A 22,666-nucleotide genomic window follows, 5' to 3' on the forward strand; every position below is an offset into this window, starting at 1 on the left:
TCCGATGCCAATTGATGGCGCGCATGCTAACGCAGGGAAGCGTCAAAAACAAAGGGGCCCGCAGGCCCCTCGTCATGCATCAGACGGTGACAGCCGTCTTCTGGTTTGCTCTGAGATAGAACAGGGTCACCCCGATGAACCAGGCGCAGCTGACCACCAGGCCGACGCCAACCGATTCAGTCATCCCCAGCGCCAGATAACCGGCGGCAGCCCCGACGGCGATGGTCAGCGCATAAGGCAGCTGGGTCATCACGTGATCGATGTGATGGCAACCGGCACCGGTGGAGGAGAGGATGGTGGTGTCCGAGATAGGGGAGCAGTGATCCCCAAACACGGCACCGGCCAATACCGCAGAGAGCATGGGCAGCATCATGCCGATCTCGCTGGCGGCGGCCATGTCACCGGCCAGGGGCAACATGATGCCGAAGGTACCCCAGCTGGTGCCGGTGGCGAACGCCATGGCGCCGGAGAGGCAGAACATCACCACAGGCAGCAAAGAGATGGGCAGGCCGCTCTGGGCCAGTGAGGCAAGATACTTGCCCGTCTCCACATCGCGGATCACGGCGCCAATGGCCCAGGCAAACACCAGAATGTAGATGGCGGGCAGCATGGCCATGACGCCGTGCTTGATGACCTCGAGCCAGGTGCGCAGGGCCAGGCCCATGCGCAGGGTCAGCACCACGGCCACCCCGAGGCCGCACAGGCCGCCATTGACCAAAGACGCCCCGACATCGGTATTTTCAAACGCGCCCAGCACCCCGAATGGCAGCCCCTTTTCTGTCAGGGCGGCGGCGCCGGAGGCCATCATGAAATAGACGGTCGACGCGGTCAGGGTCAGGATGGGCAGCACCAGATCGAGCACCCGACCACGGCTGGAGACGGGCAAATCCCCACTGCTGCCAGGCGGCACGCCCTTGGCCGGATCCCACAGCTGCCCCTCGAGCGCCCGTTGCTCATGACGACGCATGGGACCAATGTCGAGCTGGAACGCGATCACCACCAGCACCATGGCCAGGGTGAACAGGGCATAGAAGTTCATCGGTATCATCTGCACGAAGGCGGAAATGGGGCTCTGATCCTGGATGCCATGGGCCGTCAGAATGCCGCCGATGAGGGCGATGATATAAGCCCCCCAGGACGAGATGGGCATCAGCACGCAGACGGGAGCCGCCGTGGAATCCAGCAGATAAGCCAGCTTCGCGCGGGAAATATTGAAGCGATCGGTCAAGGGGCGGCAGATGGTCCCCACCGACAGGCTGTGGAAATAGTCATCGATGAAAAACAGGAATACCAGCAGCCCGGTCAGCAGCTTGGCGCCCCGCCGGTCTTTGATGCGTGCGGCGGCCCATTCGGCGAACGCCAGGGTCGCCCCCGAGACCGTCAGCAGGCTGATGATGCCTCCCAGCAATAGCAGGAACAGCAGTATGTTGACGTTCCAGCCATTGAGTGCGCCGTCAGACCAGACGATCCCCTTGGCAACCTGACCCAGGTACTGGGCGCTGGCCAGGGGGGCAAACTGGTTGACCAACAGGCAGCCCAGCACGATACCCACTCCGAGGGAGAGCAGCACCTTGCGGGTGGTCACGGCCAGCGCGACGGCCGCCAGGGGGGGAATGAGGGACCACGCCGAATCGGCGTAATGGGTAATGTCCATGATCTCTTGGCACCTATAACGAATAAGGTGGAGATCTACCGAGAGGATAAAGAAGAAAACGAGCCCGTGAGGGGTGACTCCTCCGCCCCTTCAGTAGCGCTCCATAGTGATTGACTATGGCAGTACTGCACCTGTTCGATGCAATCCCAGCGACCCTGCATGATGGCGTGATCACTTCGGCGCTGACTCCTTTCTCCATGCGTCGCAGGCATCACCCTCGGCATGAATAGTTATAGGCAGCGCGCCTCTACTTAAAAGGTATTCGGCGGGTATTTTATCGTGCCGCTATTTTATATCAAGTTTTTTGATTAAATACTCATTCGAATCGATATCTCCCCAGCAAAACCAGTACAAGACTTCATCCTGGTGTCGAGTGGCGAGATTTTAGTCTGATGACTCCTCCTTCAGGCCCCTGCAGCCAATTAACACAGCGACAGAGAGAGAAAATAATGTTCCAGAACCTTATGACTTGATTATTAATTATCGCAGCTTGACTTAATGACACCCTGACGTATAAATTACCTGAAAATAGCTATTCATATTTATCCCTTTTCTTGCTCGCATGGTAACCACTATGACTGAATTTTTGAAAGTATTGCTGAATATCCGTAGCCTGCGTGCCGCTTGCCGTGAGCTGACTCTGGAACAACTGGAAGAAGGGTTGGAGAAATTCTCCGCCATCGTTGCCGAACGTCAGGAAGATGAGGCTGCAGATCGTCAGGCTCGCGAAGAGCGTCAGCGTAAAATCAATGAATATACCGAAATGCTGAAAGCCGCAGGCATAGACCCGGCGGAATTGGTCAGCGCGGCCCCCAGCGCAGAGCCGGCAAAAGGCAGCAAGCGTGCGCCGCGCCCTCCCAAGTACCGTTATGATGACAACGGGGTTGAAAAAACCTGGACCGGTCAGGGCCGTATGCCTTCCGCCATCGCCAAAGCCATCGAAGAAGGTAAATCCCTGACGGATTTCGCCATCTGATAGGGTCAGGCCAAATCATTAAAAAAACCCTCGCGATGCGAGGGTTTTTTATTGGTCACGGCAGCAACATATCCCTACCCTATTACCTGTCCGCAGCCTTGACCCAGCACACTTCGGCCCTGCCCTCCTGGCGCAGCACGAAGCGTGCCAGGGTAAAGAACCAGTCACTGAGCCGGTTGACATATGGGATGACGGCAGGGTTTATCTGCTCCTGTTCGCTCAAGGTCAGCAATTGCCGCTCGCAGCGACGGGTCAGGGTGCGCACCACATGAGCCTGGGCCGCCGCCTCCGAGCCGCCGGGTAAAATAAACTGGCGCAAGGGAGGCAACTGCGCACTGTAATGGTCTATCTGGGATTCCAGCCGCGCGGTCCAGCCCTCATTGACTTGCCAAATAGCGCTCGACTGCGCCTCGCTCGAAAATGCCAGTTCTCCCCCAAGATCAAATAACTCCTGCTGAATAAGGGTCAGATCGGCTAATAGTTCAGGATGTGAATCGGCTATTTTTGCAGCGAGCAGACCTATATGAGAATTTAATTCATCTATATCGCCATAACTGGCCACGCGCTGATGATTTTTGGCGATGCGGGTCGCGTCAGCCAGACGGGTCATCCCCTTGTCCCCTTGCCGGGTATATATTCTCATCCTGATATCCTGTCGATGATGGGCACTATCATGGTTTCGAGCCCATTTAATTTGATTTCATAGGCCAATGCCAGGGATTGGCCCAGTGAACCGGCCGGGAACCCGCTCCTGGCCATCCATACCAGATAGGGCTCGGGTAAATCGATGATCCGCCTGCCACGATATTTCCCGTAGGGCATGGAATTGGCAAGGGTCAGCAATATCTGCTCGTCGGCCAGGGGGGTCATTTAATCGATATCCAGATATTTATGAGTCTGAATAGAGAGGCGCCAATTACGCTCGATGCAGACCGCCATGGCCAGCTCGGTTGCCCTGGGTTTCTGGCTGATGGGTTGCAGGGCAATGACCACATCTTCCCGCAAGCTGGCGCTGGCCAGCAAGGCGTCCAGCTCCTCCACATGGCGCATCATGGCCACGGGATGCTTGATCTCGTTGGCCCGTGCCAGGGCGCCAGGCAAGACACTCAGACCACCCTGCATGCCGATCTTGGGCGAGACAGTCACCCAGGTGGCCGGATGGGTCAGCACCTCGCTGGTGCCGCTGGTCTCGATCTGGAGCTGATATCCGGCCTGATGCAGGGTCTCGCTCAGCTCGGTGAGATCATAGAGACAGGGCTCCCCTCCCGTGATCACCACGTGTCTGGCCTTGTAGCCAAGCTCGGCAAAGCTGGCCACTATCTGGGCACTGCTCATTCCACTCCAACCATCGGACTCATTAGAACAATTGAGTACCTGGCTGATGGGCACCTCTCGCGCCGGATCGACCACCCAGGTGTGGCGTGTATCGCACCAGGGACAGCCAACCGGGCAGCCTTGCAGCCGCACGAAGATGGCGGGCAGGCCGGTGAAGACCCCCTCCCCCTGGATGGTTTGAAAAATCTCGTTTATCGGGTAGTGCATCATAAAACGACGGTTACCAATGGCTGTGACCCCGTTCGGGGTGAGAGGGGCTCAACGCCCCCGTTTGTGCTCGAGGCGCTGACGAACGCCCACCCGATCGGTCAGATACTGCTCCAGCCCGCGGCGACGCAGGATACAGGCGGGGCAGGTGCCGCAACCGTCACCGATCAGACCGTTGTAACAGGTGAGGGTCTGCTCGCGCACCAGTGCCAGCTGACCGAACTCGTCGGCCAGCGCCCAGGTCTCGGCCTTGTCGAGCCACATCAAGGGCGTCTCAAAGCGCAGCCCGCGATCCAGCCCGAGGGCCACCGCATGATTGAGCGCCTTGACGAACTCGTCGCGGCAATCGGGATAGCCGGAAAAATCGGTCTCGCACACCCCTGTGATCACCGCCTCGGCCCCGACCTGATAGGCATAGATGGCCGCCAGGGTCAGAAACAGTATGTTGCGCCCCGGCACGAAGGTATTGGGCAGGCCATTGTCCTGCAGCTCGGTACTGACCGGAATATGATCCCGGGTCAGGGCCGACACCGCCAGCTCTCCCAACAGGGTGACATCCATCACCTTGTGGGCCGCCACCCCCAATTGCGTGGCGAGGGCCCGGGCCGTCGCGATTTCGGCCAGATGACGCTGACCATAATCGAAGGTGATGGCGTGCACCTCATCATAATGGGCCTGGGCCTGCACCAGACAGGTGGTGCTGTCCTGGCCGCCACTGAACACGACAACTGCTTTTCTCACTGGATAGATCCTCTTAGGGGCGCCGCGACTCTGGCGTGCGCGTCGAATAGGAGAGCCACTGCTCGTTGAGACGATGGAAGAGGCTCAGCAAGGGGGCGTATCTGACGGCGTCGCCCTCCCATTGCGATAACAGATGATAGCCCGCCTCCAGGGTCGAGAGCGCCGTGGAGAAGGGCTTCTTGCGGATGAGGTACTGCCCCTCGGCCGTGGCGAGGGAGAGCCTTGGCAGGGCGGCGAGCGCCGGATTGAGGCGCAGCATCTTGTAGGCCTTGCGCCAGGTGCCGTCGAGCAGCACGAAGCAGGGCGGTGCCTCTGCATCATCGGGCAGACTGGCGCGCAGGCTGGCGAGCGATTGTGCCTGCTCATCTGGCCAAAGCAGATAGCAGCGCCGCTGTGCCAGCCAGCGGGCCAGTACGGCGTCTTCGCGAAAGTCCTCCCCGACCCGGATCTCGACATGGGCCAGGCTGGCTGCCAGCAGGGCCGCCGTTCCCTTGGGATGACCCACTTCGCCTGGATGTTGCAAGATGAGCAGGGGCACCCGATTGATAACGGGGTGAATATATTCACATAGACAGGCTTTGAGGGCGCGGGTACAGCGTGTACAGTAGCGACTGTCTTGATCGTTGGGTTGTTTCATGTCGTCAGTCACATCCGGGCTATTCTGGCTTATCACGCTCTCACTCGCCTGCCTGATCCTCTTCTTCACAGTGCCAAATGACCTCATCTCCTTCAACCGGGTCCTGATTGACCAGGGAGAAGGGTGGCGCATCATAACAGGCAATCTGGCTCACACCAATCTGTGGCACCTACTGCTCAATCTCTCGGGCCTGCTGGTACTCTACGCCCTGTTCTGCGATTACCTGCAGGATTGGGGCTTCCCGCTCCTGCTGGCACTGCTCGCCATCGCAGTCGGCCTCGGCATCTGGCTCTACTATCCGCACACCCAGTGGTACATGGGTCTCTCCGGCGTGCTGCATGGTCTCTTCGTCTGGGGCGCCATGGCGGATATCCGCCACCGCCGCCATTCCGGCTGGCTCATGTTGCTGGGGATTGCCATCAAGTTGTGGCTGGATCACTACACGGGGGGAGACAGCCCGGCCGCCATGCTGATCGGAGCCAGGGTTCACACGGGATCGCACCTGATTGGGGCGGGAGCAGGCCTGGTGCTCGGCCTGCTCACCGTTGTCATCAGCGGTTGGCGAGTTCGTCGTTGATTTCGCCAAGGGTCAGGGCCGGATCGGTCGCCTGGGTGATCGGACGACCAATGACCAGGTAATCGGCTCCCGCCGCCACCGCTTCGCTCGGAGTCATGACCCTGCGCTGATCGCCCTGGGCGGCGCCGGTCGGGCGGATCCCCGGAGTCACCAGCAAGAAAGCCTCCCCCAGCGCCCCCTTGAGCTCGCTCGCCTCGTTGGCGGAGCAGACCACACCGTCGAGTCCGGCATCCTTGGTCAGTCGGGCCAGACGCAGCACCTGCTCGGCCGGGCTGATATCCAGGCCGATCCCGGACAGATCCCCTTGCTCCATGCTGGTCAGCACCGTCACCCCGATGAGCAGCGGCGCCTTGTCACCATAAGGCAGCAGCGCCTCCCTGGCGGCCCGCATCATCCGCTCACCGCCACTGGCATGCACGTTTACCATCCAGACCCCCAGCTCGGCACTCGCCGCCACCGCCTTGGCAACCGTATTGGGGATGTCGTGGAATTTCAGATCCAGGAAGACATCGAAGCCCTTGGCCACCAGCTGGCGCACGAACTGGGGACCAAACAGGGTGAACATCTCCTTCCCGACCTTGAGGCGGCACTGGGAGGGGGAGACCCGGTCCACGAAGGCCAGGGCATCGGCTTCACGCTGGTAATCGAGCGCGACCAAGACTTTGGGATCTAACATCTCTCTTCCTATAGGTTATTCACCGTCCAGACCACGGATCGGCTTGATGGATCCCCACTGTCGACAGGAGGGGCATTGCCAGAACAGAGAGTGCGTGGCAAAGCCGCACTGACGACACTTGTGGGTGGATTTTATCTTGATCTGTTCACCAACCAGCTGCTGCAGCAGCTCCAGGCTCTCCTTGGCCGGGCCAGGCTCGGCACTGGCGAGCTGGAAGCCCACCAGCTGGTAGAACCCCTTCATCGAGGGGTGGCGACGCAGCTGGCGCAACACCAGGGTTCTGGCCTGGCTCAGACCATCGCGCTCCTCCACCAGCCTGGCCAGCGCCAGGGTCACACTCACCCCCGCATTCCCCTCCACCGCCTTTTCAAGCAGCGGGATCAGCTCCTGGCTGCGACCCAGCGCTTGATAGCACTGGTCCAGCAGCGGCATGGCCTCGGAGGCAAAATCGATATCCTGTTCGAATACCCGCAGCAGCTCTCGGCTCGCTTGCAGATACTCCCCTTGTGCCATCGCCAGGGTCGCCAGACGCAAGGACGCACGGGCACAGCTGGGATTGACCCCCAGCGCCTTCTTGAGCCGAGCCAGGGCCTCTGCCTCGTTGCCGTCCATCAGGGCCAACTCGGCCAGCTCGCAGTGAAAGTGTGAGATGGGCTCGGCCAGCTTCTTGCCGGGGAATTTTTGCAGGCGCTGGGCCACCAGGATGGCTTGCTGCCAATCACGCAGCTGTTGATGAATGATCAGCAACTGGGTCAGCGCCGTCTCCTCGAAATCCGCATCTTCGCAGAGCTCGACCCAGATGGCCTCGGCCCGATCGAGCAGACCGGCCGCCAGAAAATCCCGCGCCAGCTCCTGCAGGGCCAGCTGGCGTTGCTCTCGGGTCAGCTTACGGCTGACCAGATTCTGATGGATCTTGATGGCACGATCGACCTCGCCCCGTTGACGGAACAGATTGCCGAGGGAGAGGTGAGTTTCAATCGTATCGCTGTCAACTTCGAGCAGCTGGATGAAGAGATCGACGGCCTTGTCAGACTCGTCGGAGAGCAAATAGTTGAGCCCCGCCACGTACTGGCGGGAAAACTGATTGCTCTGTTTCTGGGTGTCCTGGCGAACACTCCTGCGCCCCATGTACCAGCCATAACCAGCGGCGATGGGCAACAGCAGGAAAAGCAGTTCAAGCATAGAGGAACGTTATTCCTTACCGGACTCCTTGTCCGATGCTGTGGCCAATTCCAGCTGGCGGGATTGCCGGCGCACGGTGCGATTCAGTGTACGATTTTGCAGCTTTATCCGCAGATAGAGCAGGCCGAATACCAGCCAGCCGAGGAGGAAACCCGTACCGAAGAAGAGACCCAGCAGCAGGGAGAGCGAGAACTCGCCTTGGGCAATCAAATAGTTGAATTGCACCAGCTGACCATTTTGTGATCCGAGGGCCAGGGTGAAGATAAAGACCAGTACCAGAGGGATAAGAGCCAAGACACGCTTCATGGGATCTTCCTGTCAGTATCGAAGAGACCCAGTGATTATCCTTAAAATCAGCCACAGACTCTAGAGAGAAAGGGAAAAGACTTTCAGAAACAGGCTAATTGACGCAATAGGGCGAGCAAAAACAAAAAAGGCATACTCAGGTATGCCGTTTTCTGCATTATTCAGCGAGATTGACACGCTCTCGCAATTCCTTGCCTGGTTTGAAGTGCGGCACATATTTGCCCGTCAGCTCCACTTTATCGCCAGTCTTGGGATTACGGCCTACGCGGGGTGCGCGATAGTGCAGAGAAAAGCTGCCAAAACCGCGAATTTCAATCCGATCGCCGTTTTGCAGAGTCGATGCCATCTGCTCAAGGATCTCCTTGATGGCGGCCTCAACATCCTTGGCCGGCATATGCATGCGGCTCGCAGCCAATTGTTCGATGAGATCTGATTTGGTCATAAGGTTAAATCTCCTTCCCCGATCACATGCAATATTCATTTTGCCAGGATAAAAAAGGGCGGCGTGAAGCCGCCCTTTTCTTGCATCAAGGATTACTCACCCTTGGCGGCTTTGAACGCTTCAGCCATGGCATTGCTGAACACAACTTCTTCTTGCTGGTTCAGAGAATCGATAGCAACACGCTCGTCAGCTTCGTCCTTGGCACGGACGGACAGGCTCACGGTGCGGTTCTTACGATCAACACCCATGAACTTGGCTTCCACTTCGTCACCAACAGACAGCACCAGAGTGGCGTCTTCTACGCGGTCACGGGCAGCATCGGAGGCACGCAGGTAGCCTTCAACACCGTCAGCCAGTTCGATCACGGCACCTTTGGCATCAACCTCGGTAACCTTACCCTTCACGATAGCACCTTTCTTGTTGTCAGACAGGTACTTGTTGAACGGGTCTTCTTCGATCTGCTTGACGCCCAGGGAGATGCGCTCACGCTCCGGATCCACTTGCAGAACAACGGCTTCGATCTCGTCGCCTTTCTTGAATTCACGCACGGCTTCTTCGCCCTGGTTGTTCCAAGAGATGTCAGACAGGTGAACCAGGCCGTCGATGCCGCCATCCAGACCGATGAAGATACCGAAGTCGGTGATGGACTTGATCTTGCCGGAAACACGGTCGCCTTTGGCGTGAGTTTCGGCAAACAGCTGCCACGGGTTGGATTTGCACTGCTTCAGACCCAGGGAGATACGACGACGCTCTTCGTCGATGTCCAGGACCATGACATCTACCAGGTCGCCAACGTTGACAACTTTGGACGGGTGGATGTTCTTGTTGGTCCAATCCATCTCGGAAACGTGTACCAGGCCTTCAACGCCTTCTTCGATTTCAACGAAGCAGCCGTAGTCGGTCAGGTTGGTCACGCGGCCAGACAGACGGGTGGTCTCCGGGTAACGCTTGGCGATAGCAACCCAGGGATCTTCGCCCAGCTGCTTCAGGCCCAAGGAGACACGGGTACGCTCGCGGTCGAACTTCAGTACCTTGACGGAGATCTCGTCGCCAACGTTGACGATTTCGGAAGGATGCTTAACGCGCTTCCACGCCATGTCGGTGATGTGCAGCAGGCCGTCAACACCGCCCAGATCTACGAATGCACCGTAGTCGGTCAGGTTCTTGACGATACCCTTGACTTCTTGACCTTCTTGCAGGTTAGCCAGCAGGCTTTCACGCTCGGAGGTGTTCTCGGTCTCGATCACGGCACGACGGGAAACGACAACGTTGTTGCGCTTCTGGTCCAGCTTGATGACCTTGAATTCGAGTTCTTTGTTTTCCAGGTGAGCGGTGTCACGGATCGGACGCACGTCAACCAGAGAACCCGGCAGGAAGGCACGGATGCCATTCAGTTCAACGGTGAAACCACCCTTGACCTTGCCGTTGATGATACCGATAACGGTAGCTTGCTCTTCGTAAGCCTTTTCAAGCTGCAGCCAGGCTTCGTGGCGCTTGGCTTTTTCGCGGGACAGCTTGGTTTCGCCGAAACCATCTTCGATAGAGTCCAGAGCTACGTCGACAGTGTCACCTACGTTGATTTCCAGCTCGCCCAGGGCGTTCTTGAATTCTTCGGCAGGAATGGCAGACTCGGATTTCAGGCCGGCGTCAACCAGAACGAAACCGTTCTCGATGGCAACGACGGTACCCTTGACGATGGAACCTTGACGGGTTTCAACGGAGTTCAGGGACTCTTCAAAGAGTTGAGCAAAAGATTCGATCATTGTTTGTGTCACAAATGAAACATCCACTAGCAATCCGGCACCAGCGGGGCTGTTTGAAATAATCTGCTCCATCCTTGGCGCAGACGACCGATGTCAGCGCGAGCCAACATCATTGAGTTGTTGCTTCGCATAGGATAGTACCGTTGCCAGCACTTCATCTATGGTCAGCGCGGTGGAATCCACCACCAGGGCATCTTCGGCCGGTTTCAAGGGGGCAACGGCACGATTGCGATCGCGATCGTCACGCTCCTGAATCTCGGTCAAAAGACGCTCAAAGTTAACATCAAAGCCCTTATCTTGCAACTGCTTATAGCGGCGCTGGGCCCGCTCCTCGGCGCTGGCGTCAAGGAAAATTTTGATCTCGGCATCGGGGAAAACCACTGTGCCCATGTCGCGGCCATCGGCGATGAGACCCGGGGTCTGGCGAAACGCGCGCTGACGGCGCAGCAGGGCCTCGCGCACACGGGGGAAGACGGCGACCTTGCTGGCGGCATCGCTCACATCCTGGGAGCGGATGGTACGGGAGACATCTTCCCCTTCCAGCACCACCTTTACCTGTTCGCTGTCGACCTGGAACTGCACATCCAGATTGGCGGCCAGGGGCACCAGGGCCGCTTCGGAATCGAGCTCCACATCATGGTGCAACGCAGCCAGGGCCAGCACCCGGTAGATGGCGCCGGAATCGAGCAGGTGCCAACCCAGCTCTGCGGCCAGCAGCTGGCACAAGGTGCCTTTACCGGCACCACTCGGGCCATCAATTGTCATCACGGGGGCCATATGGGGCATAAAATATCTCCTGCACTTGATGTTGCGCATCATCCCGATGGGATGAGGTAATGGCCGCAGAGTATACCCAAATGTGCCAAGCCTGGCAGTCGTCACCGCACAGTTCCGTACAAAAGCCGTCGTGAGTGGTTCTTTTGCGTACAGCCCCCCGCCCACCATGGCGCCGTGCATGACGGGTTCTGATGGTCGCAGAGGCCGAGGCGCGCTAAACTGGCCCCCTTTTTCGAGTCCTTGTCGTTAAGGAGTACCCCCATGAGTAGCATTACTCTCGTGGCCAAGTCCCAGTTGCCGACCCCCTGGGGCACCTTTACCCTGGTCGGTTTTCAGGAAGTTGGCACGGGGAAAGACCACGCCGCCCTGGTCATGGGCGATGTCAGCGGGGATGAGCCCGTCCTCGGCCGCATTCATTCCGAGTGTCTCACCGGCGATGCCCTGTTCAGCTTGCGTTGCGACTGTGGTTTCCAGCTGCAGGCCGCCCTGCAGCACATCGCCGCCGCCGGGCGCGGCGTCTTGCTGTATGTCCGTCAAGAGGGGCGTGGAATAGGCCTGCTCAACAAGATCCGGGCCTATCACCTGCAAGATCAGGGCGCCGACACCGTCGAGGCCAACGTGGCGCTGGGCTTTGCCGCCGACATGCGCGACTACACCATCTGCGCCGACATGCTCAAGGCGCTCGACATCAAGAGCCTGCGCCTGATGACCAACAACCCGCGCAAGGTCAAGGCGATGGAGAGTTTCGGCATCCCGGTGGCCGAGCGGGTACCCCTGCAAGAAGGGCGCAATCCCCACAACGAGTTCTATCTCTCCACCAAGGCGAGCAAGCTCGACCATATGCTGAAGAAATGAGTCGGTTGCGCCCATGAAAAACGCCTCCCATCGGGAGGCGTTTTTCGTTGTGGATGTACGGGGTTGCGTGTCGGTACCGTCCCCCGCATGCCATGGCGGCGGAGTCCCGCTTCCTCAGCGGATCGGCAGCTCTATGTCGGCAAACATGGCGTCCACGTCGTCGCTCGAGCGCATGGCGATGGCTTTTTCCACCACATCCCGCGTCAGATGCGGGGCAAAACGGGTCATGAAGTCATACATGTAGGTTCGCAGGAACGACCCCTTGCGAAACCCTATCTTGGTGGTGCTGTGGGCGAACAGATGACTGGCGTCCAGCGCCACCAGATCCGTGTCGGTCTGCTTGTCCAGCGCCATGGTGGCCATCACGCCGATGCCGACGCCAAGGCGCACATAGGTCTTGATCACATCCGCATCCGTGGCGGTGAAGACGATGTTGGGCTCGAAACCGGCGCGATTGAAGGCGGTATCGAGCTCGGAGCGACCGGTAAAACCGAACACATAGGTGACCAGGGGGAAGTGGGCAATGTCGGCGATGGAGAGCTTGCTGACCTGGGTCAGCGGGTGACCCCGCGGCACGATCACGCTGCGGTTCCAGTGATAGCAAGGCAGCATGATGAGATCTTCATAGAGGTGCAGCGCCTCGGTGGCGATGGCAAAATCCGCCATCCCCTTGACCACGGCCTCGCTGATCTGGGTCGGTGTGCCCTGGTGCATGTGCAGGGAGACCTTGGGAAAGCGCTTGATGAACCCCTTGATCACCTCGGGCAGGGCATAACGGGCCTGGGTGTGGGTGGTGGCGATGTGCAGGGTTCCCTGCTCCGGATGAGTATGCTGGCTCGCCACCGACTTGATGCCCTCCACCTTGCCGAGGATCTCGTTGGCTATCTTGATCACGTCGCGCCCGGCCGGGGTGATCTGGGTCAGATGCTTGCCACTGCGCTCAAATATCTGAATTCCCAGCTCATCTTCGAGCATGCGAACCTGTTTGCTGATCCCGGGTTGAGAGGTATACAGGCTCTCCGCCGTCGCCGACACGTTCAATCTGTGGTTGGCAACTTCCACGATATAACGCAATTGTTGGAGTTTCATGGTGTTAGGCTCTAAAGACGACTTCAACTAATACTAACAAACTTTTAGTTATTAGCCCTCGCTTCTTGCCGTTTCTGCCATGGGCTGCGCCAGCAGGAAATCCCGCAGTGCCCGATTGGCCAAGGAGAGGGGATCGCCACGGCGCCAGGCGACGCAAAGATCGAGAAAAATGGGCGGGTCGAACGGGATCCCCGCCAGGGCCTTGTCTTCTTCGACCACCATGCGTAGGAAGGTGCTGACCGCAAACCCCTGACGCACCACCGCCTTGAGCAGCGGGATGAGATTGCTCTCGAAGGCGATGGAGGGCTCGATGCCGAGCCCCTGGGCCAAGGTCTCCATGTGTTCCCTGTGATAGAAACCGCGGCGAAACACCGCCAGCTCCTGGCGAAAATACTCGGCCAGGGTGACCCGCTTCGCCCCGTAGAGGGGATGCTCCTCCCCCACCACCATCAGCATCTCTTCCCGCAGCAGCTGACCCCCTTCCAGGGCGGGGGGCAGGTCACTGGTGATCAGGATGGCCAAGTCCAGTTCTCCCGCCACCATGCGACTGAGCAGCTCCCGGGTGCCCGCCTCCTCGACCCGGATCTTCAGCCCCGGATACCTGTGCTTGAACGCCATCAGTATGGGGGGAAAGTAGTAAGAGCCCATCATGTAGGGGATCCCGATCCGCACTTCCCCCCGCTCCAACCCCTTGAGCTCGGCCATCTCCGCCTCCGCCTGGTGCATCTGCAACAACAGTCGCTCGGCATGGCGACAGAGCACCTCCCCCTCCGGAGTGAGACGCACCGACTTGTCCTGGCGATCGAACAGGCGCAGCGCCAGCCCCTGCTCCAGCTTGGCGATGGCCATGCTGACCGCGGGCTGGGCCACATGGAGCTGCTGGGCGGCCCGGGTGAAGGAGCCTGTGTCCCGCACCGCCAGCAGATAGCCGAGTTGCTTGAGGTCCATATCAATCCCAGTTATGAGTTGGATAACTTAAATATATTATATTTATGGACATGGGCCCACTACCCTAAGGAAAACCCTGGAGCATCCCATGATCGAAGTAGGAAGTCGCCCCTGGCTACGTGCCACCCTGGCCCTGAGCCTGGGCTCATTTCTGGTCTTTTTGAATCTCTACCAGAGCCATCCCCTGCTGCCCATGCTGGCGAATGAGTTCGCCATCAGTTCCCTCCACTCCGGCTGGACCCTGACGGGCTGCACCGCGGGGCTCGCCTTCGCCTTGCTGATCTGCGCCAGGCTGGCCGATCGCTTCGGCCGCCGCCGGGTCATGTTGTGGACCCTGACCGGCGCCATACTGCTCTCTCTGGTCGCGAGCGGGGTCGAGCAATTCGGTTCCCTGCTGGCCCTGCGCATCCTGCAGGGCATGCTGCTGGCGGGCCTGCCCGCCACCGCCATCGCCTACATGGGGGAGGAGTTCACGCGCCGCGCCCTCATCTCGGCAGTAGGTATCTATATCGCCGCCAACTCCCTGGGGGGGATCGCCGGCCGGGTGCTGGGCGGTCTGCTGGCCGGCTGGTTCGACAGCTGGCATGCCACCTTCCTCGGCATAGGCCTCATCAGCCTGCTGCTCCTGCCCCTGGTGGTCTGGCTGCTGCCGACCCAGCGCAACTTCACCCCCAGCCAGGCGAGCCCGGGCCAGCTCAGGCAGGCACTGGGAAGCCATCTGCGCAATCCCCTGCTGGTGGGGGCCTACCTCATCGGTGGCCTCAACTTCATGGTGTTTCTCAACCAGTTCAGCTACCTCACTTTCCTGCTCTCGGCCGAGCCCTTCTCCCTGCCGCCCCAATGGCTCGGCATGCTGTTTCTGACCTATCTGTCGGGCACCCTCGCCTCCTCCATCAGCGGGCGCTGCGCCCAGCATCTGGGGGCTGAGCGGCTGCTGCTCGTGGGGATCGCCTTGATGGCCCTGGGGGCCCTTCTGCTACTGGGGGCGAACCTGGCCGCCATCCTGGCGGGGCTGCTGGTGTCCAGCTTCGGCTTCTTCCTCGCCCATGCCTGCGCCAGTGCCTGGGTCGGCCAGCACGTGACCCACGACAGGGCACTGGCCTCGTCCCTCTATCTGGTGGCCTATTACCTGGGGGCGAGCCTGGGGGGATTTTATCTGCACCCCTTCTGGGTAGAGGGGCAGCTGGCGGGCATGGTGCTGGGGATCGAGCTGGTACTGCTGGTCACGGCCGCCCTCTCCCTCTGGCTGGCGCGCCAGAAGGCCCATCGCCAGCAGCCGCTGACCATATGAACGGGCCCCTGTCAGGGGCCCGGATTCAAGATTGGCGCGAGAAATAATCGGCCGGCACGGGCACCACGGCGTCGGTGGCCAGCTCCTCCTCGATGACGGCAGACAGGGGGCGCAGATGAAACTTCACCTGACCCGATGCCAGCATCAGGGCCACATCCGGGTTGCGAAGGCTCGCCATGTTGCCCGTCTTGAACGGGAGGGCGGGGTGCGCCGCCACCAGGGCCGCCAGATCGGCCACCACCAGCTCGATATGCTCAAGCCCCGCCTTGTGGCTGCGTCCCGGCTTGGGGGCCGCCAGCTCGATGCAGGGCACGCTGAGCGGCTCGCCCCGCCAGGCAAAGCAGAGGGGCTGGGCAAAGCGATAGGTGGCGATGGGGCGGCCCCCTATCATGCCCTCCACCAGCAGGCTGCCCGCCTCGGCCAGGATGCCGCGCAGGGCCAGGTATTCCTCCTGGCTGGCGGCGCGGTAGCAGAGGTGGTCGATCTCGGGCCGCGCCAGAGGGATGTCCAGGGCAGCGAGCTCATCGAGCAGGCCAATGGCAAAAGGGGCCATGGGCCCCAGTATGTCGTCCAGAGGATGGGTCATATCACCACTTCTTCTTGGGTTGGAACAGGACGTCGAGTTCGTCGGTCTCCTTGTCCTTGATGTTTTGCAGCTCGGATTCGCTCTGCTGGGCCAGGTGCTCGTCCAGGGATTTGAGCCCCTGACGCATCTCCTCTTCCCGGGCCAGCAGGTAGGCATCCTTGTCACTGATGTTGCCCACCGCCGCCAGTCCCTTGGTAAACAGCTGGCGACAGGTACCGTACTGCCCCTGGATCTGGGCATCCATGGCCCGCTTGAGCAGGTTGGCAATGTTGATCTTGAGCTGCATCAGCTCGAGGCGGCGATCCTCCTGGGCGAACCCCTGCGGATCTATCTTGCCCTTGTTGTGCTCGACCCGCAGCACGGCACGCATCTTCTTGACCAGCTGCAGCATCTGGATCGCCTGGCGATCGGACTCCGGGGTCTTGAAGTGCCCCTCATCGTGGGGGCTGTAGTTGTCCTGCACATTCTTGATCTGAGTCTGCACATCCTGGATCCGCTGCCGGATCTGGCCATTGCCCGGCATCACCTGGGCGATGGCGCGATAGGCATCCAGGATCCTGTGTTGCAGCAAGAGCACCAGGTTCTTGGAGAAGGGGACCAGGTTGACGTTGAGCAGCATCTCCTCCGTCTCATCGGCGATGGACTTGTGCTTGGCGATGGCCTGGCGCTTGTCGGCTTCCGCCTTCTGCTTATATTGCTGCACCACGTTGTAGGCGATCACCAGAAACAGGAGCGCGCCGATAGACAGCAATATCAGTGTTAAAATCATAGGCTTTATCCGTTCCTTCCCTATCCAATATCCTGATCCTACAGCAGCTTACCACCGGGGGATAGCCTGCAGGGCTCACACTCTCATCACGTCGTCACCCAGGGGACAGACCCTATCATATCGCCCGCCATCGCCATTTCTTGAATCGGGCCGACCACCTGGGTCGGCCTCCCCTCACTTCAGATTGAACCCCTGGGATTGCAGGAAGGCATCCATGAAGGGACGCGCCTCCTTGCCGAGGGTCCCCGCTATCTGGCTGCTCCAGGTTTGCACCTTGTTGTTGCTGCTGCGGGCCTGGTAATAGTCCTGGATCTGGCGATCGTAATCGGCCAGCAGCGCCTCGTCGAGCCGCTCGGGGTAGCGATTCTCGTGAACCACCATGGCCTGGGGCAGACGCGGCTTCTGCTCGGGTTGCTGGCTCGGGTGGCCCAGGCACAGACCAAACAGGGGGATCACGTGCCTGGGCAGGCCGAGCAGGGCCACCACCTCGGCGGGGTGGTTGCGAATGCCACCGATATAGACGCCGCCAAGGCCGAGGGACTGGGCCGCCAGCAGGGCATTCTGTGCCATCAGGGCGCCATCGATGGCCCCTATCAGCAGCTGCTCGACGAACCCGGTGTGCGCCGCCGGCACTATCTGCCGATGGCGATGGAAGTCGGCGCAGAACACCAGAAACTCGGCGGCCTGCGCCACATAGGGCTGGGGCCCCGCCAGCTCGGCGAGTTGCTGGCGGATCAGGGGATCCGTGACCCGCATGATGCTGTTGGCCTGCAGGAAGCTGGAGCTGGCCGCCGCCTGGGCGGCCTGCAAGATGAGGTCGAGCTGCTGGGGCTCGATGGGATCGTGTGTGAACTGGCGAATGGAGCGGTGGGAAAGAATGAGATCTATGGTCTGGTTCATGCTGCCTCCTGATGAGCAGGCCACTCTACCCCAAAAACGCGGCGGGCCCCAAGACCCGGCTAAGGGGATCCGTGACGCGGGAGCGTGAACTCCCCCACCTGGCTGTAGAGGGTGAAAGGGTTCTCCTCTATCTCGGCCACCGTCATCGGCCTGCCGAACAGGAAGCCCTGAAACACGTGGCATCCCTGGGCCCGCAGCGCCACCAGCTCATGCTCCTCCTCGACCCCCTCCGCCATGATGCCGAGGCCAAGCCCCGTCGCCATGGCGACCGTGGCGCGGATCACCGGCAGATTGAGTCCCACCACGAAGGAGCGATCCAGCTTGATGGTGTCGATGGGCAGCCGGTTGAGGTAGGCCAGGGAAGAGTAGCCGGTACCGAAGTCGTCGATGGCGATCTTGATCCCCTGCTCGCTCAGGCGATCCAGGATGCCGATGCAGCCGTTCATGTCGAGCATCAGCACCGTCTCCGTCAGCTCCAGGGTCAGCAGATGAGGCTCCACCCCGTGCTCCCTGAGGGAGGCGGCGACCTGTTCTGGCAAGGAGGGGGTAAGCTGAAAACCGGACAGGTTGACCGAGACCGGCACCTTGACCGCGAACTGGCGCTGCCACAGGGCCATCTGGGCCAGGGCCGTGTCCAGCACCCAGCCCCCTATCTCGCGGATGAGACCCATCTCCTCGGCCAGGGGGATGAACTCCCCCGGCGAGACCTGGCCAAGCACAGGATTGTGCCAGCGGATCAGCGCCTCGAACCCCAGCAGCTGCCGGCTTGCGGCATCGACCTGGGGCTGATAGCAGAGGCTGAGCTCCTGGCGACCGATGGCCTTGGCCAGAAACTGCTTGAGGGTCAGCTTGCGGTGCAGATTCTGCTGCATGCTGGGGGTGAAGCGCTGCCAGCGCAGGCGCCCCATCTGCTTGGCCTGGTACATGGCCATGTCGGCGCGGGTGATGAGGTTGTCCCCGTCATCGGCGTCGTCCGGGTAGACGGCGATGCCTATGCTGCCCCCTATGGTCACCTCGGGCAGGCCGCTCAGCTGCAGCGGCTTGCTCATCTGGGAGAGCATGAGGTCGGCGACCTCCTCGGCCCGCACGCTGCCGTGGTTCAGGGGCACCAGGGCGGTAAATTCGTCGCCGCCGAGGCGGGCCAGCTCCACGTCCCGGGGGCAGACCTGCTTGAGGCGACCGGCCACCCGCTCCAGCAGACGATCCCCAGCCTTGTGGCCATAGTTGTCATTGACCAGCTTGAAATTGTCCAGGTCCATGAACACCAGGGCGAAACGCCCCCCCATGCCACAATAGGCCTCGAGCGACTTCATCAGGCCATAGCGGTTGAGCAGGCCGGTGAGGGAGTCGTGCCAGGCGAGGTGGCGATGCTCCAGCTCCTCGAGCTTGCGATCCGTGATGTCCCGCATGGTGAGCAGGATCCGCTCCCCCTGCTGGATATGGCGGAACTGATACTGAAACCAGCGCATCCCTTTGCGGGTCAGACACTCCCCCTCGGTCACCACCTCGTCAAGCCGGGAGAGCCGCTGAAAGAAGGCGTCGTCGTTGCCGGAGAAGATCTGAGCCAGGGTGACGATCCCCGTACCGAAACAGGATTCGAAGTGGTGGTTGCCACTGACCAGCAGACCGCTGTCATCAAACAGGCAGGCCAGGGTATCCCCGGTGGCGAGGGAAGATTGCTGATGCAGGCTGTCGGCGTCGATCACCGCCTCCGTCATCATCATCAGGCGACCGGCCAGCTGTACCCCGGACAGGCGAAGATAGACCTGCTTCTTCACCCCCTTGGGGGAGAGGCTCCACCATTCGTTGTAGCTGCGCCCCTGCTGGAAGTCGCCAAGGTAGCGCTGAAGCAGCAGACTGATGGCGTCAGCCATGTCGGCCCCGAAGTCGCGCCCCTTGAGCTCGGTGAGGGAATCCGCCTCCCAGAGGGCGAGTGCGGCCTCATTGGCCCAGAAGATGCGATGATGGAGGATGTCATAGATCCAGATAGGCGTGTGCAGCACTTCGAAGTTGTCGAGGGTGCATTCGTCGAGTGTGTTCATCTGTTATGGCAATTCATCAGCATGTTCCTTGAGTGTGAGGAACGAGCGCCATCCACACCATATCTGCCTGACTGCAACACATCTTGATATGGGGCTTAGACTGAAAGAACAGGAAGAGCGGCAAGGTCATCCTCATATGCAAACACTTCACGTACAGCCCATGGTCAGAAGAAACGGACTCACTCTAGTATTGCTTGGCTCAATAATAACCATTGCCATGATTTCTATACTTTTTTTACTCGGTGAACAACCACTAATCCCCATCTACTGCGGGTTGCTGGCGGGGCTGATGACCCTCTTCATCGGCACCTTGAAGCTCAGAGAGCCTCATTTTAGTCTCTCTTTATGTCACGACTGTTTGCAATATCACCACAAGCATGGCGGCTGGGTGCTCAAATGGGTAAATATTCAGCGGATTGACCACCCGCGTATCCATATGGGGTGGGATCTGGTGGAGATCCCCTTCATCGGCTTGCGGATAAAAGATTACGACAGTTTTTTGACATTGATCACACCCCGGCTGGCGGTAGGGATACTGACGGAGCAGCGCGCCGTGCTGATGCAGGTGTTGCAAAGCGAGCAGACGGACTGCCCCACCGGCACCTGTGCCAGCCAGTTCGACGACCTGTTCGAGGAGAGCCACTATCGCTCCCGGGAGGGGGCCCAGTACGAAGGGGTGATCGCCATGCTGGCCAATCGCATGGCGAGGCTGAGAAGCCTCCTCGGCTACGATCTGCTGGTCCCCGTCGGCAGCCTGGACAGGGATCCCGCCGACTTCATCCGCCTGCTGCATCAATACCAGCGGGAGTCGAACCTAATCCAGATCAATTAAAGGCGTGATTGCCCTTGCCAAGGGGAGGCCCGCTTCTTAAGGTCACGGTTTGCCTCGAGTGCCACGCCTCCTATGAAGTACATCGAAGAGTTCTATCTATTCGTCAAGGTGGTACAGGAGGGGGGCTTCTCCCATGCCGCCAGCGCACTGGGCATGCCCACCGCCACCATCAGCCGCCGCATCTCCCATCTGGAAGAGATCCTGGGCCACCCTCTGCTGCACAGATCCACCCGCAAGATCCGCCTCACCGACGAGGGGCTGCGCTACTACGAGCGCCTCTGCACGCCCCTGGCCGACATAGAGCAGGCCACCGGCGAGATCCAGGGCAAAGAGGCCGATCTGGCGGGAGTGATCCGGCTGGCGGCCCCCGTCTCCCTCTCCAGTACCCTGCTCATCGACATGGTGACGGCCTTCTCCCTGCACCACGACGAGGTGCAATTTGACATCAGCCAGACCAACGACCACCAGCAGTTGCTCGAGGGAGACAGGGATCTGGTGTTCTTCAACGGCGAGCTGCCCCAGACCCAGCCCCACACCACCCTGCTCGGCCAGGTGAGATACGGGCTGTTCGCCTCCCCCCTCTATCTGGCGAAACGGGGATGCCCCGCCCACCCGGCCGCCCTCGACGAGCAGGATCTCATCTACTGCTGGCCCCACCAGCACTGGCAGCTCAGCAACCGGGAGGGAGAGAGCGCCAGGATCTGTCCCCAGGCCAAGCTGACCGTCAGCCAGGCCCAGGCTGCGCTGCGCGCCGCCGAGCAACACCTGGGCATCATCAATGTCCCCCGCTACCTGGTGCAGCAAGCGCTCCGGGAAGGACGGCTTCAACCGGTTCTGCCTGACTGGCAGACCCCGAGCCGTCCCTTCTATATGCAGCTGACCCAACCCAATTTTGCGCCGCTGCGTGTTAAGCTGTTCGCCGAGTTTGTCGAGAAATACTCGGAACCTTACCGGCAGGATCGCCCAGCCCCATAGCCCAGGCCGGCCGTGGTGGCGTACCGGACAGGCCGAGCCACACTTGTCTCCATGAAGCATTGAGAGGGCGGCCCCATGAATGTGTTGATCTGCGATGATTCGGGTTTTGCCCGCAAGCAACTGGCCCGGGCATTGCCCCGGGAATGGGACATTCGGCTGCATGAAGCCGGCGATGGCCAGGAGGGACTGGAGCAGATCCTTATGGGTCACGGCGATCTGGTGCTGCTCGATCTCACCATGCCCAGGATGGATGGTTATGACGTGCTCGAGACCCTGCAACGGGAAGGGATCCGCAGCAAGGTGCTGGTGGTCTCGGGGGACATACAACCCGAGGCCCACGCCAGGGTGATGGCGCTGGGAGCGCTGGATTTCATCAAGAAACCCGCCTCCCCCGAGACCCTGCACGCCTTCTTGCGCCAGCATGGTTTCTGGCAGCCCAGGGAAGAGAGCGTCACAGAGCCCCAGGCAAGCCCTGCGCCGGCTCCACAGCACGCCCCCCCGTCCGGCCCGCTGCTGACGCCCCAGTCCCGGGATCTCTATCAGGAGCTGGCCAACGTCGCCATGGGCCAGGCCGCCGATCTGCTGGCCCGCCTGCTCGGCGCCTTCGTGGTACTGCCCATTCCCAACGTCAATGTGCTCGAGGTCTCAGAGCTGCACATGGCCCTCTCCGCCGCCGCCGAGTCCGATACCCTCTCCGCCGTGTGCCAGGGGTTCATCGGAGCCGGGATCGCCGGGGAGGCCCTGCTCCTGTTCCATGACGCCAGCTTCGCCGAGCTGGCCCGGCTGATGAAACATGAGGGGGAACTCGACAGGGCCGCCGAGCTGGAGCTGCTGATGGACACGGCCAACGTGCTGATCGGCGCCTTCCTGCGCGGCTTCAGTGCCCAGCTCGACACCCACTTCAGCCAGGGGCATCCGGTGCTGCTGGGCCAGCACAGGCCCATCCACCAGCTGATCCAGACCAACCAGAGCCGCTGGCGGCGCACCCTGGCCATCGAGATCAACTACCGGCTGCAGGGCCACAAGGTGCAGTGCGATCTGCTGCTGCTGTTTACCGAAGATTCCATCGCCACCATGGATCACAAGGTTCAACATCTGCTCTAGGA

General features: G+C 60.5%; 25 protein-coding genes and 1 riboswitch. Of the genes, 7 read left to right on the top strand and 18 right to left on the bottom strand.

The window, feature by feature from the left end:
* Positions 1–79: 79 nt before the first annotated feature.
* A complete protein-coding gene (locus tag ACEUCR_RS02770; protein ID WP_408787890.1) occupies positions 80–1,654 on the bottom strand; it encodes a Na+/H+ antiporter NhaC family protein in 1,575 nt (524 codons plus the stop codon).
* An 86-nt stretch (positions 1,655–1,740) separates the two neighbouring features.
* A riboswitch (Lysine riboswitch) is annotated at positions 1,741–1,912 on the bottom strand.
* A gap of 316 nt (positions 1,913–2,228) precedes the next feature.
* On the opposite strand from ACEUCR_RS02770, the gene ACEUCR_RS02775 reads away from it, so the two are divergent.
* Positions 2,229–2,630 (top strand): H-NS family histone-like protein, encoded by a 402-nt coding sequence (locus ACEUCR_RS02775; protein ID WP_041994249.1) that lies wholly within the window; start codon positions 2,229–2,231, stop codon positions 2,628–2,630.
* Positions 2,631–2,712: 82 nt separating this feature from the next.
* Here ACEUCR_RS02775 and ACEUCR_RS02780 read toward each other — a convergent pair whose 3' ends face one another.
* From ACEUCR_RS02780 to ACEUCR_RS02800, 5 genes are read right to left on the bottom strand one after another with little or no spacing between them, the layout of a single operon-like run.
* Positions 2,713–3,273: a cob(I)yrinic acid a,c-diamide adenosyltransferase gene (locus ACEUCR_RS02780; RefSeq protein ID WP_041994252.1), complete on the bottom strand. Its 561-nt coding sequence runs from the start codon at positions 3,271–3,273 to the stop codon at positions 2,713–2,715.
* Complete coding sequence (locus tag ACEUCR_RS02785) at positions 3,270–3,500, bottom strand: DUF3820 family protein (RefSeq protein ID WP_041994256.1); 231 nt, start codon at positions 3,498–3,500, stop codon at positions 3,270–3,272. Before ACEUCR_RS02785 ends, ACEUCR_RS02780 begins: the two co-directional genes overlap by 4 nt.
* The gene (queE, locus tag ACEUCR_RS02790; RefSeq protein WP_041994516.1) at positions 3,501–4,172 is read right to left on the bottom strand and encodes a 7-carboxy-7-deazaguanine synthase QueE; all 672 of its coding nucleotides are present in this window, start codon (positions 4,170–4,172) and stop codon (positions 3,501–3,503) included.
* Positions 4,173–4,223: 51 nt separating this feature from the next.
* The gene (gene queC / locus ACEUCR_RS02795) at positions 4,224–4,913 is read right to left on the bottom strand and encodes a 7-cyano-7-deazaguanine synthase QueC (RefSeq protein ID WP_408787892.1); all 690 of its coding nucleotides are present in this window, start codon (positions 4,911–4,913) and stop codon (positions 4,224–4,226) included.
* Positions 4,914–4,926: 13 nt separating this feature from the next.
* Complete coding sequence (locus ACEUCR_RS02800; protein ID WP_041994519.1) at positions 4,927–5,550, bottom strand: tRNA-uridine aminocarboxypropyltransferase; 624 nt, start codon at positions 5,548–5,550, stop codon at positions 4,927–4,929.
* Here ACEUCR_RS02800 and rrtA point away from each other — a divergent pair.
* Positions 5,549–6,127: a rhombosortase gene (rrtA, locus tag ACEUCR_RS02805; RefSeq protein ID WP_408787895.1), complete on the top strand. Its 579-nt coding sequence runs from the start codon at positions 5,549–5,551 to the stop codon at positions 6,125–6,127. The two genes, ACEUCR_RS02800 and rrtA, sit on opposite strands and share 2 nt — an antisense overlap.
* Here the strand turns inward: rrtA and pyrF are convergent.
* From pyrF to cmk, 6 genes are all read right to left on the bottom strand, one after another.
* The gene (gene pyrF / locus ACEUCR_RS02810; RefSeq protein ID WP_041994265.1) at positions 6,102–6,803 is read right to left on the bottom strand and encodes an orotidine-5'-phosphate decarboxylase; all 702 of its coding nucleotides are present in this window, start codon (positions 6,801–6,803) and stop codon (positions 6,102–6,104) included. The genes rrtA and pyrF overlap by 26 nt on opposite strands.
* Before the next feature lie 15 nt (positions 6,804–6,818).
* Positions 6,819–7,985 (bottom strand): lipopolysaccharide assembly protein LapB, encoded by a 1,167-nt coding sequence (gene lapB / locus ACEUCR_RS02815; protein WP_408787898.1) that lies wholly within the window; start codon positions 7,983–7,985, stop codon positions 6,819–6,821.
* 9 nt (positions 7,986–7,994) lie between these two features.
* A complete protein-coding gene (locus tag ACEUCR_RS02820) occupies positions 7,995–8,291 on the bottom strand; it encodes a LapA family protein (protein ID WP_041994271.1) in 297 nt (98 codons plus the stop codon).
* A gap of 157 nt (positions 8,292–8,448) precedes the next feature.
* The gene (gene ihfB, locus ACEUCR_RS02825; RefSeq protein WP_041994274.1) at positions 8,449–8,733 is read right to left on the bottom strand and encodes an integration host factor subunit beta; all 285 of its coding nucleotides are present in this window, start codon (positions 8,731–8,733) and stop codon (positions 8,449–8,451) included.
* A 92-nt stretch (positions 8,734–8,825) separates the two neighbouring features.
* Positions 8,826–10,496 (bottom strand): 30S ribosomal protein S1, encoded by a 1,671-nt coding sequence (rpsA, locus tag ACEUCR_RS02830; RefSeq protein WP_041994277.1) that lies wholly within the window; start codon positions 10,494–10,496, stop codon positions 8,826–8,828.
* 93 nt (positions 10,497–10,589) lie between these two features.
* A complete protein-coding gene (gene cmk / locus ACEUCR_RS02835; RefSeq protein WP_408787901.1) occupies positions 10,590–11,282 on the bottom strand; it encodes a (d)CMP kinase in 693 nt (230 codons plus the stop codon).
* A 252-nt stretch (positions 11,283–11,534) separates the two neighbouring features.
* On the opposite strand from cmk, the gene ribA reads away from it, so the two are divergent.
* A complete protein-coding gene (gene ribA, locus ACEUCR_RS02840; RefSeq protein WP_041994283.1) occupies positions 11,535–12,128 on the top strand; it encodes a GTP cyclohydrolase II in 594 nt (197 codons plus the stop codon).
* A 114-nt stretch (positions 12,129–12,242) separates the two neighbouring features.
* Here ribA and cysB read toward each other — a convergent pair whose 3' ends face one another.
* Both cysB and ACEUCR_RS02850 read right to left on the bottom strand, forming a co-directional pair.
* On the bottom strand, positions 12,243–13,217 hold the full coding sequence (cysB, locus tag ACEUCR_RS02845) for an HTH-type transcriptional regulator CysB (protein WP_041994286.1): 975 nt from the start codon (positions 13,215–13,217) through the stop codon (positions 12,243–12,245).
* Between the two features lie 51 nt (positions 13,218–13,268).
* Positions 13,269–14,165: a LysR family transcriptional regulator gene (locus tag ACEUCR_RS02850; RefSeq protein ID WP_041994289.1), complete on the bottom strand. Its 897-nt coding sequence runs from the start codon at positions 14,163–14,165 to the stop codon at positions 13,269–13,271.
* An 88-nt stretch (positions 14,166–14,253) separates the two neighbouring features.
* Between ACEUCR_RS02850 and ACEUCR_RS02855 the strand changes: the two genes are divergently transcribed.
* Complete coding sequence (locus ACEUCR_RS02855) at positions 14,254–15,456, top strand: MFS transporter (protein ID WP_408787904.1); 1,203 nt, start codon at positions 14,254–14,256, stop codon at positions 15,454–15,456.
* Positions 15,457–15,481: 25 nt separating this feature from the next.
* Here ACEUCR_RS02855 and ACEUCR_RS02860 read toward each other — a convergent pair whose 3' ends face one another.
* From ACEUCR_RS02860 to ACEUCR_RS02875, 4 genes are all read right to left on the bottom strand, one after another.
* A complete protein-coding gene (locus ACEUCR_RS02860) occupies positions 15,482–16,042 on the bottom strand; it encodes a VOC family protein (protein ID WP_408787907.1) in 561 nt (186 codons plus the stop codon).
* 1 nt (position 16,043) lies between these two features.
* The gene (locus ACEUCR_RS02865) at positions 16,044–16,811 is read right to left on the bottom strand and encodes a hypothetical protein (protein ID WP_041994298.1); all 768 of its coding nucleotides are present in this window, start codon (positions 16,809–16,811) and stop codon (positions 16,044–16,046) included.
* Between the two features lie 174 nt (positions 16,812–16,985).
* On the bottom strand, positions 16,986–17,711 hold the full coding sequence (gene nfsA, locus ACEUCR_RS02870; protein ID WP_408787910.1) for an oxygen-insensitive NADPH nitroreductase: 726 nt from the start codon (positions 17,709–17,711) through the stop codon (positions 16,986–16,988).
* 59 nt (positions 17,712–17,770) lie between these two features.
* Positions 17,771–19,753, bottom strand: a complete 1,983-nt coding sequence (locus tag ACEUCR_RS02875) for a putative bifunctional diguanylate cyclase/phosphodiesterase (RefSeq protein WP_041994304.1) — start codon at positions 19,751–19,753, stop codon at positions 17,771–17,773.
* Between the two features lie 289 nt (positions 19,754–20,042).
* Here ACEUCR_RS02875 and ACEUCR_RS02880 point away from each other — a divergent pair, with 289 nt between their 5' ends.
* The 3 genes from ACEUCR_RS02880 (at position 20,043) to ACEUCR_RS02890 (ending at position 22,664) form a co-directional block, all read left to right on the top strand.
* Positions 20,043–20,585: a DUF2982 domain-containing protein gene (locus ACEUCR_RS02880; RefSeq protein WP_244463675.1), complete on the top strand. Its 543-nt coding sequence runs from the start codon at positions 20,043–20,045 to the stop codon at positions 20,583–20,585.
* Positions 20,586–20,657: 72 nt separating this feature from the next.
* Positions 20,658–21,560: a LysR family transcriptional regulator gene (locus tag ACEUCR_RS02885; protein ID WP_041994310.1), complete on the top strand. Its 903-nt coding sequence runs from the start codon at positions 20,658–20,660 to the stop codon at positions 21,558–21,560.
* 75 nt (positions 21,561–21,635) lie between these two features.
* On the top strand, positions 21,636–22,664 hold the full coding sequence (locus ACEUCR_RS02890; RefSeq protein WP_408787913.1) for a response regulator: 1,029 nt from the start codon (positions 21,636–21,638) through the stop codon (positions 22,662–22,664).
* Positions 22,665–22,666: the final 2 nt, after the last annotated feature.

This window comes from Aeromonas bivalvium (assembly GCF_046078285.1).
In the GTDB taxonomy this organism is placed as follows: domain Bacteria; phylum Pseudomonadota; class Gammaproteobacteria; order Enterobacterales; family Aeromonadaceae; genus Aeromonas; species Aeromonas bivalvium.